12 protein-coding genes and 1 tRNA gene are annotated in these 14,398 nt (G+C 70.6%); 3 read left to right on the top strand and 10 right to left on the bottom strand.

Annotated features, from left to right (window positions below):
- Nucleotides 1-55 precede the first annotated feature (55 nt).
- Nucleotides 56-1,531: a cellulose binding domain-containing protein gene (locus FNV62_RS20665; protein WP_144315508.1), complete on the top strand. Its 1,476-nt coding sequence runs from the start codon at nucleotides 56-58 to the stop codon at nucleotides 1,529-1,531.
- Nucleotides 1,532-1,548: 17 nt separating this feature from the next.
- On the opposite strand, the gene FNV62_RS20660 is transcribed toward FNV62_RS20665, so the two are convergent.
- The 5 genes from FNV62_RS20660 to FNV62_RS20640 all read right to left on the bottom strand — a co-directional run bounded on the left by FNV62_RS20660 (nucleotide 1,549) and on the right by FNV62_RS20640 (nucleotide 7,470).
- Nucleotides 1,549-2,280 carry a class I SAM-dependent methyltransferase gene (locus FNV62_RS20660; protein ID WP_144315507.1) on the bottom strand — a complete coding sequence of 244 codons (732 nt, stop codon included), beginning with the start codon at nucleotides 2,278-2,280 and terminating at the stop codon, nucleotides 1,549-1,551.
- A gap of 348 nt (nucleotides 2,281-2,628) precedes the next feature.
- A complete protein-coding gene (locus FNV62_RS20655) occupies nucleotides 2,629-4,065 on the bottom strand; it encodes a GH1 family beta-glucosidase (protein WP_097284845.1) in 1,437 nt (478 codons plus the stop codon).
- A 133-nt stretch (nucleotides 4,066-4,198) separates the two neighbouring features.
- Nucleotides 4,199-5,107, bottom strand: coding sequence for a carbohydrate ABC transporter permease (locus FNV62_RS20650; protein WP_054232857.1), 909 nt, complete (start codon nucleotides 5,105-5,107; stop codon nucleotides 4,199-4,201).
- A 12-nt stretch (nucleotides 5,108-5,119) separates the two neighbouring features.
- On the bottom strand, nucleotides 5,120-6,133 hold the full coding sequence (locus tag FNV62_RS20645) for a carbohydrate ABC transporter permease (RefSeq protein WP_060901890.1): 1,014 nt from the start codon (nucleotides 6,131-6,133) through the stop codon (nucleotides 5,120-5,122).
- 5 nt (nucleotides 6,134-6,138) lie between these two features.
- A complete protein-coding gene (locus FNV62_RS20640) occupies nucleotides 6,139-7,470 on the bottom strand; it encodes an extracellular solute-binding protein (protein WP_144315506.1) in 1,332 nt (443 codons plus the stop codon).
- 429 nt (nucleotides 7,471-7,899) lie between these two features.
- Between FNV62_RS20640 and FNV62_RS20635 the strand changes: the two genes are divergently transcribed.
- On the top strand, nucleotides 7,900-8,955 hold the full coding sequence (locus FNV62_RS20635; RefSeq protein WP_060901892.1) for a LacI family DNA-binding transcriptional regulator: 1,056 nt from the start codon (nucleotides 7,900-7,902) through the stop codon (nucleotides 8,953-8,955).
- 36 nt (nucleotides 8,956-8,991) lie between these two features.
- Nucleotides 8,992-9,822: a serine/threonine protein kinase gene (locus FNV62_RS20630; protein ID WP_097284843.1), complete on the top strand. Its 831-nt coding sequence runs from the start codon at nucleotides 8,992-8,994 to the stop codon at nucleotides 9,820-9,822.
- A gap of 2 nt (nucleotides 9,823-9,824) precedes the next feature.
- Here the strand turns inward: FNV62_RS20630 and FNV62_RS20625 are convergent, their stop codons facing one another.
- The 5 genes from FNV62_RS20625 to FNV62_RS54630 form a co-directional block, all read right to left on the bottom strand.
- A complete protein-coding gene (locus FNV62_RS20625) occupies nucleotides 9,825-10,340 on the bottom strand; it encodes a GNAT family N-acetyltransferase (protein ID WP_144315505.1) in 516 nt (171 codons plus the stop codon).
- 140 nt (nucleotides 10,341-10,480) lie between these two features.
- Nucleotides 10,481-10,553: transfer RNA gene (locus FNV62_RS20620), tRNA-His, on the bottom strand.
- Nucleotides 10,554-10,659: 106 nt separating this feature from the next.
- Nucleotides 10,660-11,262: an oligoribonuclease gene (gene orn, locus FNV62_RS20615; RefSeq protein WP_143601726.1), complete on the bottom strand. Its 603-nt coding sequence runs from the start codon at nucleotides 11,260-11,262 to the stop codon at nucleotides 10,660-10,662.
- A 131-nt stretch (nucleotides 11,263-11,393) separates the two neighbouring features.
- Nucleotides 11,394-12,623: a helix-turn-helix domain-containing protein gene (locus FNV62_RS20610; RefSeq protein ID WP_075029202.1), complete on the bottom strand. Its 1,230-nt coding sequence runs from the start codon at nucleotides 12,621-12,623 to the stop codon at nucleotides 11,394-11,396.
- Nucleotides 12,624-13,001: 378 nt separating this feature from the next.
- Nucleotides 13,002-14,111, bottom strand: coding sequence for a hypothetical protein (locus FNV62_RS54630; RefSeq protein WP_205523268.1), 1,110 nt, complete (start codon nucleotides 14,109-14,111; stop codon nucleotides 13,002-13,004).
- Nucleotides 14,112-14,398: the final 287 nt, after the last annotated feature.

Genomic DNA, 14,398 nt, shown 5'->3' with positions numbered 1-14,398 from the left:
TCGCTAGCGTGCTGCCGCACCCCACCCCCGTGAACGGCGAAGGCAGGCACACGCGATGAGCACTACGCACCGGCGCAAGGTCAGTGGCAGGAACAAGGCGATAGGCGGGATCGTCGCCGCGGCCGTGGTCGGTGGTGGCGCCTTCCTGTTCTCCGGGACCGCGCTGGCGGCCGGCGTCGGTGCCGCGTACACCAAGACCAGTGACTGGTCGACGGGTTACACCGCGCAGTACGTCATCACCAACGACACCGGCCAGGCGAAGGGGGACTGGACGCTGGAGTTCGACCTGCCGTCGGGTGCCGGACTCAGCTCGCTGTGGAACGGAACGTCGACGGTGAGCGGGCAGCACGTCACCGTCAAGCCGCCGTCCTGGGACAAGGACGGGCTGGCGGCCGGCGAGTCGGTCACCGTCGGCTTCGTCGTGAACGGCACCGCGGACCCGAAGGGCTGTGTCATCGACGGCGCCAAGTGCTCCGTGGACGACGGCGCGACGCCGGAGCCGAGCGGCCGCCCGACCCAGTCGCCGACCCCGACACCCACCGCCACCCGGCCTCCCACGTCGACCCCGACCCCCACGTCCACCCCCACCCCCACCCCCACCCCCTCCGCCTCGCAGACCACCGGCAGTGGCACGACGACCGGCGCGGGCTTCGCGCCGTACGTCGACACCTCCCTCTACCCGGCCTTCGACCTGGTCGGCAGCGCCACGGCCACCGGCGTGAAGGACTACAACCTGGCCTTCGTCACCGACGGCGGCGGCTGTACGCCGAAGTGGGGCGGGGTGACCGACCTCGCCAGTGACGGCGTGGCGTCGCAGATCGGCGCGCTGCGGGCGAAGGGCGGCGACGTCCGGGTGTCCTTCGGCGGCGCCTCGGGCTCGGAGCTGGCGACGAGCTGCTCGTCGGCGGACGCGCTGGCGGCGGCGTACGGGAAGGCCGTGGACGCGTACAACCTGACCAAGGTCGACTTCGACGTCGAGGGCGGCGCGCTGCCGAACACGACCGCGAACGCGAACCGGGCGAAGGCGATCGCGAAGCTCCAGCAGCAACACCCCGACCTGGACGTGTCCTTCACCCTCCCGGTCATGCCCGAGGGCCTGACCCAGGACGGCGTGAACCTGCTCTCCAACGCCAAGTCGAACGGCGTGAAGATCTCCGCGGTCAACATCATGGCGATGGACTACGGCCCCTCGTACAACGGTGACATGGGCACCTACGCCGAGCAGGCCGCCACCGCCACCCAGGCCCAGGTGAAGAGTGTCCTCGGACTGTCGGACAGCGCGGCGTGGAAGTCCGTCGCCATCACCCCGATGATCGGGGTCAACGACGTCGCCGCCGAGACCTTCAAGGTCGACGACGCGACCCAACTGGTCGCCTTCGCCAAGTCGAAGGGCCTCGGCTGGCTCTCCATGTGGTCCGCCACCCGCGACAAGCAGTGCCCGGGCGGTGCGAAGAACTCCGCCGACGCGACCTGCAGCTCGATCGTGCAGGACGCGGGCGCGTTCTCGAAGGCGTTCGGCGCGTACAAGTAGCCGACCCCGCCAGGGGGTCACTCGTCGCGGCGGAACAGGGCCGTCCAGAGGAAGGGCTCACCGAAGAGCCCTGACTCGGGCGGCTCGTCGCGCATGCGGCGCAGTTCGACCTCGGTCAGGTCGGAGAAGACCCAGCGCAGGGACTCCGGGGTGTAGGCGAGTCCGCCGTGCAGTGCGGACTGCCGGTAGAAGGCCTCGTCGGGGAGTTCGGAACCCATCGCGCCGGCGGCGAAGCAGGTGAGGGAGAGGTGGCCGCCCGGGGCGAGGACGCGGTCGAGCAGGGCGAGGTAGCTGATGCGGCGGTGCGGCGGCAGATGGTGGAAGCAGCCCGAGTCGTGGACGAGGTCGTACGGGCCGCCCCAGTCGCGGTCGGTGAGCGCGAACGCGTCACCGCAGTGGAAGCGGATCTCGGCCCCGGCCTCGCGCGCACGGTCCTGCGCCCAGGCGATGGCCGTCGGGGAGAGGTCGACCGCGTCCACCTGGAAGCCCGCGGCGGCCAGATGAAGGGCGTTGCGCCCCGGCCCGCAGCCCAGATCGAGGGCGCGGCCCGGGGTGATCAGGTTCTTGTCGAGGTATCCGACCAGGCTCTCGTCCGGCTTCGCGACGAAGAACGGTACGGGCTTGGAGCGGTCGGCGTAGAAGCCGTCCCACCAGGCGGCGCCACCCGCCGTCCACCGATCGGCCCCCGGCGCGAACAGGCCGTCCAGCAACTTCAGCACATCGTCGACGGTGCGTATGTTCCGGTCCATACGGTCCCCTTCCAGGATGAGGGAACGGTAGTCCCGAAGGCCACGAAAGGCCAGGTCAGGGCGGTTTCCCGGAGAGGCGTGAAGGGGCTTTGCGGGACCCGGGACGGCAGCCCGCACCCACCCCGCCGGAGGTGCGCCGCACGGTCGCCCAGGCCCCCTTCGGCAGGCGCGCCGGGGGCATTCCCGAAGGAGCCGAGGCCGCTTTCCGGGAAGAGGCGGACTCGACCGCGTCGGGGGCGCGGCACCCCCCAGGTGCCGCGCCCCCTCCCCCGCTTCCCCCGGACAGAAGGACTCTGTGGCCTGCTCGCCCCAGGGCCGAGTGATCTGCTTGCCCCAGGGCCGAGTGACCTACTCGACGCCGGCCGGCGCCGCCGGCGGCAGCGAACTCGTCCGCGCCACCTGCCCGTACCAGTGCGCGCTGGACTTGGGCGTACGGGCCAGGGTCGCGTAGTCGACGTACACCGCCCCGAACCGCTTGTCGTAGCCGTACGCCCACTCGAAGTTGTCCATCAGGGACCAGAGGTAGTAGCCCCGCACGTCCGCGCCGTCGGCGATCGCGCCGCGCACCGCCGCCAGATGGCCGTGCAGGTACGCGATGCGCTCGGGGTCGTGGACGCGGCCCTCCGGGTCCGGCTTGTCGTCGTAGGCCGCGCCGTTCTCCGTGATGTACAGCGGCAGACCCGGGGCCTCCCGCGAGTAGCGCATGATCAGGTCGTGCAGGCCGGTCGGGTCGATCGTCCAGCCCATCTCCGTACGCTCGCCGGGGGTCTGGTGGAACGCGACATCGTCCGCACCCGGCCACGGCGAGTACGCGCTCGCCCCGTGCCCGTCCGCGCGCGGCCCGTCCGCCGACTTCTCCGCCGCCGACACCAGCGCCGGGGTGTAGTAGTTCAGACCGAGCGCGTCGAGCGGCTGCTTGATCACCGCGAGGTCGCCGTCCAGGACGAATGACCAGTCCGTGATCGAGGAGGTCTCCGCGAACAGGCCCTCCGGGTAGGCGCCGTGCAGCATCGGGCCGTGGAAGACGCCGTTGGCCAGGTTGTCGATGCGCCGGACCGCCGCCAGGTCCGCCGGGGACGGGGAAAGGGGCCTGACCACCGACGAGTTCAGGCTGACCGCGACCGTGTTGCGGGCCGGCATCGCGGACCTCAGCGCGGTGGTGCCCAGGCCGTGCGCCAGGTTCAGGTGGTGCGCGGCCTTGAGCGAGGCCGCCGCGTCCGTGCGGCCCGGCGCGTGCACACCCGAGCCGTAGCCCAGGAACGCGCTGCACCACGGCTCGTTCAGGGTGATCCACTGCTCCACACGGTCGCCCAGCGCCTCGCCCACGATCTGCGCGTACTCGGCGAAACGAAACGCCGTGTCGCGCTCCGGCCAGCCGCCCGCGTCCTCCAGCTCCTGCGGGAGGTCCCAGTGGTAGAGGGTGACGGCCGGCTTGATGCCGTGCGAGAGCAACTCGTCGACGAGGTTGCGGTAGAAGTCCAGGCCGCGCTGGACCGCGGGACCGCGGCCCGTCGGCTGCACCCGGGACCAGGAGACCGAGAAGCGGTACGCGGACAGGCCCAGCTCCGCCATCAGCGCCACGTCGTCTCGGTAGCGGTGGTAGTGGTCGACAGCGATGTCACCGGTCTCACCACCGGCCGTCTTGCCGGGCGTGTGGCTGAAGGTGTCCCAGATGGAGGGCGTACGGCCGTCCTCCCGTACCGCACCCTCGATCTGGTACGCGGAGGTCGCCGCGCCCCAGAGGAAGGCGGGGGGAAAGGTCACGGGCGATGCGGACTCAGGCATGGAAGCGCTCCCATAGGAGGTCGTGGAGACCGACAGTAAGAAGAAGAGGGGGAGGGGCGAGGGGGAGAGAAGAGGGGGAGGAGGGGCCGGGGCGGCAATGGCCCGGCTCCCCTTCTCCCACCGACGAACGAGGTCAGCCCTTGACGGCGCCCTGCATGATGCCGCCGACGATCTGCTTGCCGAACAGGGCGAAGACGAACAGCAGCGGCAGCGTGCCGAGCAGCGCGCCCGCCATGATCAGGGACTGGTCGGGAGTGAAACCGCGGCCGAGGCCCGCGACCGCGACCTGCACGGTCGGGTTGCCGGTCTGGGTGAGTACCAGGAACGGCCACAGGAAGTCGTTCCACGTCTGCACGAACACCAGCATGCCGAGCACCGCCATGGCGGGCCGGGCGGCCGGGAACACCACGTGCCAGATCACCCGCCAGCTGCTCGCGCCGTCGACACGGGCCGCCTCGATCAGCTCGTCCGGCAGCGCCTGGATCAGGTACTGCCGCATGAAGAACACGCCGAACGCGCTCACCAGCGACGGGAAGATCACCGCCTGGAGCTGGTCCGTCCAGTCGAGCTTGGCGACCATCATGTAGAGCGGGATCACGCTGAGCTGCGGCGGCACCATCATCGTGCCGACGACGATCAGCATGAGGGCGCCCCGGCCCTTGAAGCGCAGCTTGGCGAAGGCGAACCCGGCGAGCGTCGACAGGAAGACCACCGTCACCGCCGAAACGCCCGCCACGAACGTGGTGTTGACGAAGGCCTCGCCCAGGTTGGCCTCCGTCCAGGCGACGTCGAGATTGTGGAAGAGGTTCGAGCCGAACCAGAAGGGCGGCGGGGTCTGCGCCAGCCGGTTGGTGTCGCGGGAGGCGGCGATCGCGGTCCACACCAGCGGGCCCAGCGAGCCGATCGTGAACAGCGCGAGGATGACGTACGCGAGGGGTCCCGCGTGCATCTGCCCGCCCGCGCGCGCCGACTTGGGGCGCCGCAGACGCTTCGGCGGTTCGGGTACCGCGTCCGCCGGGGGTTTCGTCAGGGTCGTCGTCACGGCCGGTTCTCCTTAACTACTGGCGCGCAGCCGGCGCGAGATGACGTAATTGACGATCCCGATCACGATGAGGATCAGGAACATCGTCCAGGCGATCGCGGAGGCGCGGCCCAGGTGCTGGTTCACCCAGCCCTGCTCGTAGAGGTACAGGCCGAGCGTTTGGAACTGGTGCTCGGCGCCGCCGGAGGCGCCCTTGTTGGCGTCGAACAGCAGCGGCTCGCCGAAGACCTGGCTCGCGCCGATGGTCGAGACGACGACGGTGAACAGGATCGTCGGCCGCAGCGACGGCAGGGTCACGTGGAAGAACTGCTGCCAGCGGTTGGCCCCGTCGAGGGCCGCCGACTCGTACAGGTCCTGCGGGATCGCCTGCATCGCCGCCAGGTAGATCAACGCGTTGTAGCCGGTCCAGCGCCAGATGACGATCGTCGAGACGGCGATCTGTGAGGGCCACTTGTCGTTCTGCCAGTCGATCTTGTCGAAACCGATGGCGTGCAGCGCCCAGTTGATCATGCCGTAGTCACGGCCGAACAGCAGCACGAACACGAGCGAGGCGGAGGCGATCGACGTCGCGTACGGCGCGAGCATCATGACCCGGTAGAAGATCGAGCCGCGCAGCTTGTAGTTGAGGATGTGGGCGAGGCCCATCGCCATCAGCAGCTGCGGGACGGTCGAGATGATCCCGATGGTCAGGGTGTTCTTCGCCGCGTTCCAGAAGAAGTCGTCGTCGAAGATACGGGTGTAGTTGCGCAGGCCCGCCCACTGCATGTCGGTGGGAGCCGTCAGCTCCACCGTGTGCAGCGAGGCCCAGCCCGTGTAGATCAGCGGGAACAGGCCGAACGCGAGGAACAGCAGGAAGAAAGGCGAGACGAACGCGTACGGGCTCCACCGTATGTCCCGCTGCCAGCGTCGGGACAGCCGGCTGCGGCGCCGCTGTTCCTTCTCGTCGGGTACGGCGGCGGGCGGACGTCCCGGGGCCGCGCCCCCCTCCTCGGTGGGGGGCGCGGCGGTGTCGTGCCGGGTGGCCATACCGGTCACTTCTCCAGGTTGTTGTCGATGGTCTTGGTGGCCGTGTTCCAGGCCTCCGCGGCCGACTTGCCCTTGGTGACGAGGATGACGCCGTTGTCGGTCAGACCCTGCTGGATGATTTGGTCCTTCGCGCCGATCACCTGGGTCGGGATGGCCTTGGCGGCCTCGGCGAAGACGGTGCCGATCGGGGTGTCACCGGTCATCGTGTTCTTCGCGCCGGTCACCAGGGGCAGGTTGTAGGCACCGGGTGCGCTCGGGAAGCTGCCCTGCACGCTGAACAGCTTGGCCTGCTGGGCGGGCGCGGTCAGCCAGGTCACCAGCTTCTCGGCCTCCGTGACGTGCTTGCCGTTCTTGGGCACGGCCAGGAAGGTGCCGCCCCAGTTGCCGGACTTGGGCGCTGTCGCCACGTCCCACTTGCCGGCGGCCTCCGGCTTCGACTTGCCCTTGAGGTAGCCGAGCATCCACGGCGGGCAGGCCACCGCGGCGAACTTGCTGTTGGCGATCGTCGTGTCCCAGGCGGGCTGGAACTGCGTCTGGGCGCCGACCAGTCCCTCCGATGCGGCCTTCGCCGTCAGGTCGAAGGCGGACTTGATGGCCGGGTTCGTCTTGTAGATGACCTTGCCGGAGGAGTCGTAGAACTTCTCCTGGTTGCTGCTGATGATCGCGTTGAGCAGACCACCGGGGGAGTCCATGAAGGTGGTGCCGCTGGGCGCCTTCTTCTTGTACGTCTCGCCCGCGGCGACGAGCTTGTTCCAGTCGCCCGCCCACAGCTGCCCGACCTTTTCGCGGTCGGTGGGCAGGCCGGCCTGCTGGAAGAGGTCCTTGCGGTAGCAGATCGCCATCGGGCCGATGTCGGTGCCGAGTCCGATCGTCTGGCCGTCCTGGGTGGTGGCCTGCTGCCACTTCCAGTCCAGCCAGTTGGCCTTGCTCACGCCCGAGACCTTGGACAGGTCGACGAGCTTGCTCGCCTGGGTCTGCACGACCTCGGCGATGTTGCCGACTTCGACGGCCTGGACGTCCTGCAGGCCGCTGTTGGTGGTGAGGTGGTTGACGAGCGCCGGGTAGTAGTTCTCGTTGCGCTCGACCACGTTCTCGGCGATCTTGATGTTCGGGTTGAGCTTCTCGTACTCGGCGTAGAGACCGGCCTCCTTGAACCCCTGAGTGCCGAAGAGACCCAGGGTGATCGTGGTCTTGCCCTTGCCTCCGCCCGTGTCGCTGCTGCTCCCATCGCTGCTTCCACCACTGTCGTTGGCACAGCCGGCCAGCAGCCCTGTGGTCAGCGCGGCGACGGCCGCGAGGGCCCCCAGACTGCGGGACCGACGGGTGATCGTGCGCATTGCGTCCTCCTGTTGCCTGACGTGCCGACCCCCCGGCCAACTGCACTGTTGGGCCCGTTTTTTCTCGCTGCGGCTCGGGCGGGGAACGTGCGGGATGTGTATGTGTCAGGTACCGTGGGAGCGCTCCCACAGGTGATGTGTTGAAGAGTCGTCGGTTCGCGCGGGGGTGTCAAGGGAGCCGACGCGGAGAGATGCGTTCAGTTATCGGCCTGTTAGCTAACTCCGGGGGACGGGTGGGAGAGACATCGCGGACGGTTGAAGTGGCTCGTGTCAGTGGGGTATTGGCCCCGGCGGGACGGTCGGTCGACGATCCCTGGCCGGGAGGGGCGGAACCTCGTCCACGTACGGGTTGCCGAGGTCCGGGTGAGGAACGGGACTGTTAGATTCCAGGCCAGTCGCGGAGCGCGCGACGTCGACGGGAGGCGGACCATGGCAAGCCACGGAGCGCGGGGCCGGGGAGGCGGCCGGCCGACCTTGGAAGAGGTCGCGGCACGCGCGGGCGTGGGCCGCGGCACGGTGTCCCGGGTCATCAACGGCTCCCCGAGGGTCAGCGACGCGACCCGCGCGGCCGTCGAGGCGGCGGTCGCCGAACTCGGCTACGTCCCGAACACGGCGGCACGCGCCCTCGCCGCCAACCGCACGGACGCGATCGCCCTCGTCGTCCCCGAGCCGGAGACCCGCTTCTTCGCGGAACCGTACTTCTCGGACATGCTGCGGGGTGTCGGCGCGGAGCTCTCCGACACCGAGATGCAGCTGCTGCTGATCTTCGCGGGCAGCGACCGGGAGCGGCAGCGCCTCGCCCAGTACCTGGCCGCGCACCGCGTCGACGGCGTACTCCTCGTCTCCGTCCACGCCGACGACCCGCTGCCCGACCTCCTCTCCCAGCTGGAGATCCCGGCCGTGATCAGCGGTCGCCGCTCGGCGGACGAGACCCTGCCGTCCGTGGACTCCGACAACTACGGCGGCGGCCGCATGGCCGTCGAGCACCTGATCGCCCGGGGACGCCAGAGGATCGTCCACCTGGCGGGCCGCCTCGACGTCTTCGGCGCCCAGCGCCGTGTCGACGGCTACCGCGAGGGGCTGAGCGGGGCCGGACACGAGGTGGACGACCGGCTGATCATTCCGGGCGACTTCACCGAGGAGGGCGGCCGGCGCGCGATGACCGAGCTGCTGGCCCGCTGCCCGGACCTGGACGCGGTGTTCGCGGGCTCGGACGTGATGGCGGCGGGCGCCCGCCAGGTCCTGCGCGAGCTGGGCCGCCGCATACCTGACGACGTCGCCCTCGTCGGCTATGACGACTCCGCCATCGCCCGCCACATGGACCCGCCCCTGACGAGCGTGCGCCAGCCGATCGAGGAGATGGGCCGCGCCATGATCGATCTGCTGCTCGGGGAGATCGCCGACCGGCGCCCCGCGGTCTCGCGCGGTCTGGAGAAGCGGCAGGTCGTGCTGCCGTCCGAACTGGTGGTACGGGCCTCGTCCTGACGCGCTGAAAGGCTTCGATAGGGCAATCTGATCGGTATGGTCCTCCACCCGTTGCTCGGAGTCGATGAAGTGCCCGCCATGGAGCCCTACCTGGGCAGGGTCGGGGAGGTGTTCCAAGCGTTCCGGGAACAGGACTCGGGGTGCGTGTCGTACGGCGTCCGGCTGCTCGACGGGGCGCGCTGGTTCGTCAAGGAGGCGGTGACCGACCGCGGCCGGCACTCGCTCGAACGGGCCTGGGCCTTCCACCGGGCCGTACGGCACCGGGCGATCGTCCCGCAGGTCCACCGCATCGCCGTGGGGAGCGACGGCGCGGCGGTGGTCATGCCCTGGCGGGAGGGCGAGGTGCTGTACCCGGCCATGGTGGGCGGACCGCGCGACCGCACGGGCCCAGGCAGCCCCATGGCCCGCTTCCGCGCCCTGCCGATCTCCCGCGTCCTCACCGCCTTCGAACGCGTTCTCGACGCCCATCTGGCGGTGGAGGCCGCCGGGCATGTCGCGGTCGACTTCTACGACGGCGCGCTGCTCTACGACTTCGGGGGCGACGTCGTCCACCTGGTCGACCTCGACGAGTACCGGCCGGGCCCGTTCGTGGTCGACGAGGAACGCCTGCCGGGTTCGCGCCGGTTCATGGCCCCCGAGGAGTTCGTGTGCGGGGCCGTGATCGACACCCGTACGACGGTCTTCACCCTGGGCCGCACCGCCCGGCTCCTGCTGGACGCGGGCGACGAGGAACGCGCCTGGCGGGGCACCCCGGCCCAGCAGGCGGTGATCGTCCGGGCGACCCGGTCCGACCCCGAGGAGCGCTTCGAGGACGTGCACCGGTTCGCCGACGCGTGGCGGGCCGCCAATCGGCCGCACGGGGGCTGAGGTCACCGCCGCAGCGGCAGCTCCCACCGGACTTCACCGTCCTGGTACCGGTCGGTCGGGGCCAGCCCGGCGGCCGTGGCGACGGCCGCGGAGGCCCGGTGGTCGGGCTGGACGTGCGCGACGACCGTACGGACGCCGGGCTCCTCGCCCAACCGGCCGACCAGCCCCCGGGCCGCCTCCCCGGCGAACCCCCGGCCCTGCCAGGGCGTGCCCACCACCCAGGCGATCTCCGCGACCTCCCCGGTGACCGTCGCCTGGACCGTTCCGACGAGACATTCCTCCTCGCGCAGCCGCAGCACCCAGTTGCACCAGACGACGGCCGGGTCGGGGGAGCCCGCGACGAGGCGTTCATAGCGTGAACGCAAGGCCTCGGGAGTGGCGGGTGTGCCGCCGATGAACGTGTGCAGCTCCGGGTCGGACAGCACCTCGGCCATGTCCCCGGCGTGTTCGACACGAAGGGGAAGGAGATCGAGACGGGCGGTGCGCAGGGTGTGGGCGGGGAGGTGGGGTGGAGGCATTGGGTGAGCCTAGAGGGCGCGCCGGACGCGCACGGACCCGGCCGCACGGCTCGACGCTATGACCCGGCCGTACGACCGTACGACCCGACCACACGACTGAGGCCCGGTCCGCTTGCGCGGACCGGGCCTCAGTCGATCAGGGTGAGTGACGGGACTTGAACCCGCGACATCCTGGACCACAACCAGGTGCTCTACCAGCTGAGCTACACCCACCACGACCGGTCTTGGTTTCCCTGACCGGCCGAGAAAAAGTGTACAGGGTCCGAAGGGGTGCTCGCGCCAGGCTTTCTCCGGGGTCCCTCGGGGCCCCGGACATGCGTCATTCGGCGGGCAGCACGTGCTTCGCCGCGATGGTGCGGGCGGTGTCCGAGTCGGGGCCGGGCTGCGGGACGAAGATCGCCTCGCGGTAGTAGCGGAGCTCCGCGATGGATTCGCGGATGTCGGCGAGAGCGCGGTGGTTGCCGTTCTTCTCCGGGCTGTTGAAGTAGGCCCGGGGGTACCAGCGGCGGGCCAGCTCCTTCACCGAGGAGACGTCCACGATGCGGTAGTGGAGGTAGTCCTCGAGGGCCGGCATGTCGCGCGACAGGAAACCGCGGTCCGTGCCGACCGAGTTTCCGCACAGCGGGGCCTTCCCCGGCTCCTTGACGTGCGCACGTACGTAGGCGAGGACCTGTGCCTCGGCGTCGGCCAGGGTCGTGCCCTCGGCCAGTTCGTCGAGGAGGCCGGAGGCCGTGTGCATCTGGCGCACCACGTCCGGCATCGTCTCCAGCGCCCGCTCCGGCGGGCGGATCACGATGTCCACCCCTTCGCCGAGCACGTTCAGTTCCGAGTCGGTGACCAGTGCGGCCACCTCGATGAGTGCGTCCTCCGACAGCGAGAGCCCGGTCATCTCGCAGTCGATCCACACCATGCGATCGTTCATGGCCCTAACCCTACGGCGCGCTCCGGCGCACGGGCAGATCCGGGACGGCGGTGACCTGCGTGGTGGCCTGGGACGGGGGCGGCCCGGAACCCTCGTCGGGTCCCGGGCCGCCCCCGTCTCGCGTCATCGCCTCAGGGCGCGCTGCGCTGCCCCGGCAGGCGCCCGGCCGCGTACAGCTCGGTGCCCGTCTTGCCCGGCTCCGTCGACAGGGACGTCGAGGGGCCCAGGGCGGTGGCGGCCGCCGTGCGGCGGGTCTGCAGCGGCACCGGACTCTCCTGGTTCAGGACGGGCGACGGCCCGGCCTGGCCCGCGGAGCCGTCCACGTCCGACGGCCGTTCCGACTGCGGTCTGCGCGCGCGGTACGCCGCCCGGTACGCGGCCGGGGACGAGCCGAGCTGGCGCCGGAAGTGACCCCGCAGCGCGACCGGCGAACGGAAGCCACAGCGTCCGGCGACCTCGTCGACCGAGTAGTCGGAGGTCTCCAGCAGCCGCTGCGCCTGCAGTACGCGCTGAGTGATCAGCCACTGCAGGGGAGCGCTCCCCGTGAGCGAGCGGAACCGGCGGTCGAAGGTACGGCGGCTCATGTACGCGCGTGCCGCCAGCGTCTCGACGTCGAACTGCTCGTGGAGGTGCTCCAGCGCCCAGGCGACGACCTCCGCGAGGGGGTCGGCGCCGATCTCCTCTGGTAAAGATCGATCGAGATAGCGCTCCTGACCGCCACTCCGGCGCGGGGGCACGACAAGACGGCGGGCCAGCGCGCCGGCCGCCTCGTTGCCGTGGTCCGTCCGCACGATGTGGAGACAGAGATCGATTCCGGCCGCTGTACCCGCGGAGGTCAGTACGTCGCCGTCGTCCACGAAGAGTTCTCGCGGGTCGACGTGGACCGACGGGTAGCGCTTGGCCAGCGTCGGTGCGTACATCCAGTGGGTCGTCGCCGGTCGGCCGTCCAGCAGTCCGGCGGCGGCCAGCACGAAGGCGCCGGTGCACAGTCCGACTATGCGGGCTCCCTCCTCGTGCGCCCGGCGCAGCGCGTCGAGCGCCTCCTCCGGTGGCGGCGAGGTGATCGAACGCCAGGCCGGCACCACGACGGTGCCCGCCCGCGAGATCGCCTCCAGGCCATGCGGCGCGGTGAGTTCCAGGCCCCCTGTGGTCCGCAGTGGGCCTTCTTCGCCGCCGCACACCAGAAGTCGGTAGCGCGGCACGCCGGCGTCCTGGCGGTCAATCCCGAACACCGACAGCGGTATGGAACTCTCGAAGATGGGGCCGCCGCTGAACAGCAGCACCGCGACGATCTCCTTGCGGCGTCGCCCGGAAAGTTTCCGGGCCGCGGCTTCCGGCGCGGCAGTGGAGTCGTGGCTCATACTGCTAAGCCCCCCTCGGTGGTCGCGGCTCCTCGGTTGTGTCGCTCCTGCACGTTTCCCCTCGGTCCTGCACGAGTCCCCCGCCGTAAGACAGTCAAGATCGAATCTACTGTGTCCCGTGGCGCCAAGGTGACCAGTTCGGCAGTCGGCAGAATGTCGACATGGCAACTTGGCGTGAAGCATTCGATCACGAAGCGTTGCACTCGTGGGCCTTGCAGGGAAGTGCGCCTCGTGTCAGTGGCCAATCCCCATAGGGTGCGCGCGCCCTCCAGGGGGCTTTCGGTGCAGGTGGAACGCGGGTTGGGGGGTCGTTCGAGCAAGGGATGCGCGGGTGACCGAAGTTGGCTGAAAAGAAGCGGGGGCGTGCGCGCAAACCGGTCAGTCAACCGGCTTCTTTTCTCCGCCGTGACGCCCGCCCCTGCGCGCCCCCGAGCCACTGCTGCCCTGCAAGCCGCTCATGATGTGCGAGTCGGCCAAATCCTGTGTGCCACGGTGCCGTGCGGGGCGCTCGGGCGCGACGTCGTCGCGAGGGGCGTCCCGCTGTCCCTCCTGGTCGCGCGTGTCCCGGCCCCCGGCGTCCTGGACGCGGGTGTCCGGATCCTGCGCGTCCCGGTTCCAGTCGCCCGGGTCCCACGTGATCAGGTTCTGCGGGGCACGGTCCCAGGTGATCAGGTTCTCCGGGTGCCCGTCTCGTTCGGCCGGGTTTCCCGGGGGCCAATCCCGTGCGGTCGGGTTCGCCGTGTCGCGGGCCTGAACGCCGGGATCGCGCCCGTCCGGACTCCGTGTGTCCCGGTCTCGTGTGTCCCGGCCCCGGCCGTCCGGACTCCGTGTGTCCCGGTCCTGTCCGTTCCTGCCCCCCGTGTTCCGGTCCCCCGCGTTCCGGTCCCGCGCGGAGCGGTTCTGGTCGCTCCGGGCCCCGGCGTCGGGGCTCCGCGCGCCGGGGGTGGTCCCCTCGGCGTGGGCCGTCGCGTCGTGGGCCCCGCCACCGCCGTCCCGCGGGCCGCCTCCCCTCTCCGCACCGCCCGTTCCTCGGCGGCTCCCGCGACTCGCGTGGCGCCCGTCGTCGCGATCCCGGGTGCCGGGGTCTCCGTCCCCGCGGGGTGCCTCGGTGCGACCCCGGCGGCCATGCCTGGGGCGGCCGTGGTGGTGGTGCGGGGTGCCGCCGTGGAGGGCGGTCCTGCTGTGCCGGGCCCGGGGCGGGGCCGGCGCATCCGCACGGAGGCGGGCCGCGACGCGCTCGGACTGGCGCAGGAGGACCAGGCAGGCGCCGGTCACGGCCGCCAGGCCCAGCGCCGTACCGGCCGCGCCGGCGATGGAGGTGCCGAACCCGACGAGGACGACGGGGACCAGGACGCAGCTGAAGGCCGCCCACCGCACCACCTCGCTCGCCGTGTCCGGCCCGGGTGACGCGGCGGGTACCGGGGAGGAGGAGTGGGACGCGGCGGGTGCCGGGGAGGAGGAGTGGGACGCGGTCTCTGGTCCTGGCACGGTCTGCTCCCTGGTTCCCTGGTACTCCAGTGCTCTCCATGGCGGTGGCTCATCGGTTCAACGCGTGTTCGACCCGCCGGTCACCTACGAAAGGCCTCGAGCCTGGGTGAACCCTGTGCAAACCGCCTGTACGGGGCAGCAACCATTGCGTTAAGGGCGCCTCTCATGCATGCTCCGGGGAACGCCGCGCAGCGCGCGCGAGATCTGGGCAGAGGAGGCGTGCCGCCGTACCCTTGGGGGTATGGGGTTGGGAAGATGATTCCCGGACACAGCTCTGCCGCACGTTG

This window comes from Streptomyces sp. RLB3-17 (genome assembly GCF_007113425.2).
GTDB classification, from domain to species: Bacteria; Actinomycetota; Actinomycetes; order Streptomycetales; family Streptomycetaceae; genus Streptomyces; species Streptomyces mirabilis_D.
The sequence above is the reverse complement of the archived record's forward strand: the minus strand, read 5'-3'. Positions and strand labels throughout refer to the sequence as shown.

Bases quoted from the DNA above. Each gene is read 5' to 3' on its own strand.
- FNV62_RS20665 (WP_144315508.1), top strand. From the start codon at position 56: ATGAGCACTACGCACCGGCGCAAGGTCAGTGGCAGGAACAAGGCGATA.
- FNV62_RS20625 (WP_144315505.1), bottom strand. From the start codon at position 10,340: ATGCCTCCACCCCACCTCCCCGCCCACACCCTGCGCACCGCCCGTCTC.
- FNV62_RS20655 (WP_097284845.1), bottom strand. From the start codon at position 4,065: ATGCCTGAGTCCGCATCGCCCGTGACCTTTCCCCCCGCCTTCCTCTGG.
- FNV62_RS20660 (WP_144315507.1), bottom strand. From the start codon at position 2,280: ATGGACCGGAACATACGCACCGTCGACGATGTGCTGAAGTTGCTGGAC.
- FNV62_RS20645 (WP_060901890.1), bottom strand. From the start codon at position 6,133: ATGGCCACCCGGCACGACACCGCCGCGCCCCCCACCGAGGAGGGGGGC.
- orn (WP_143601726.1), bottom strand. From the start codon at position 11,262: ATGAACGATCGCATGGTGTGGATCGACTGCGAGATGACCGGGCTCTCG.
- FNV62_RS20610 (WP_075029202.1), bottom strand. From the start codon at position 12,623: ATGAGCCACGACTCCACTGCCGCGCCGGAAGCCGCGGCCCGGAAACTT.
- FNV62_RS20635 (WP_060901892.1), top strand. From the start codon at position 7,900: ATGGCAAGCCACGGAGCGCGGGGCCGGGGAGGCGGCCGGCCGACCTTG.
- FNV62_RS20630 (WP_097284843.1), top strand. From the start codon at position 8,992: ATGGTCCTCCACCCGTTGCTCGGAGTCGATGAAGTGCCCGCCATGGAG.
- FNV62_RS20640 (WP_144315506.1), bottom strand. From the start codon at position 7,470: ATGCGCACGATCACCCGTCGGTCCCGCAGTCTGGGGGCCCTCGCGGCC.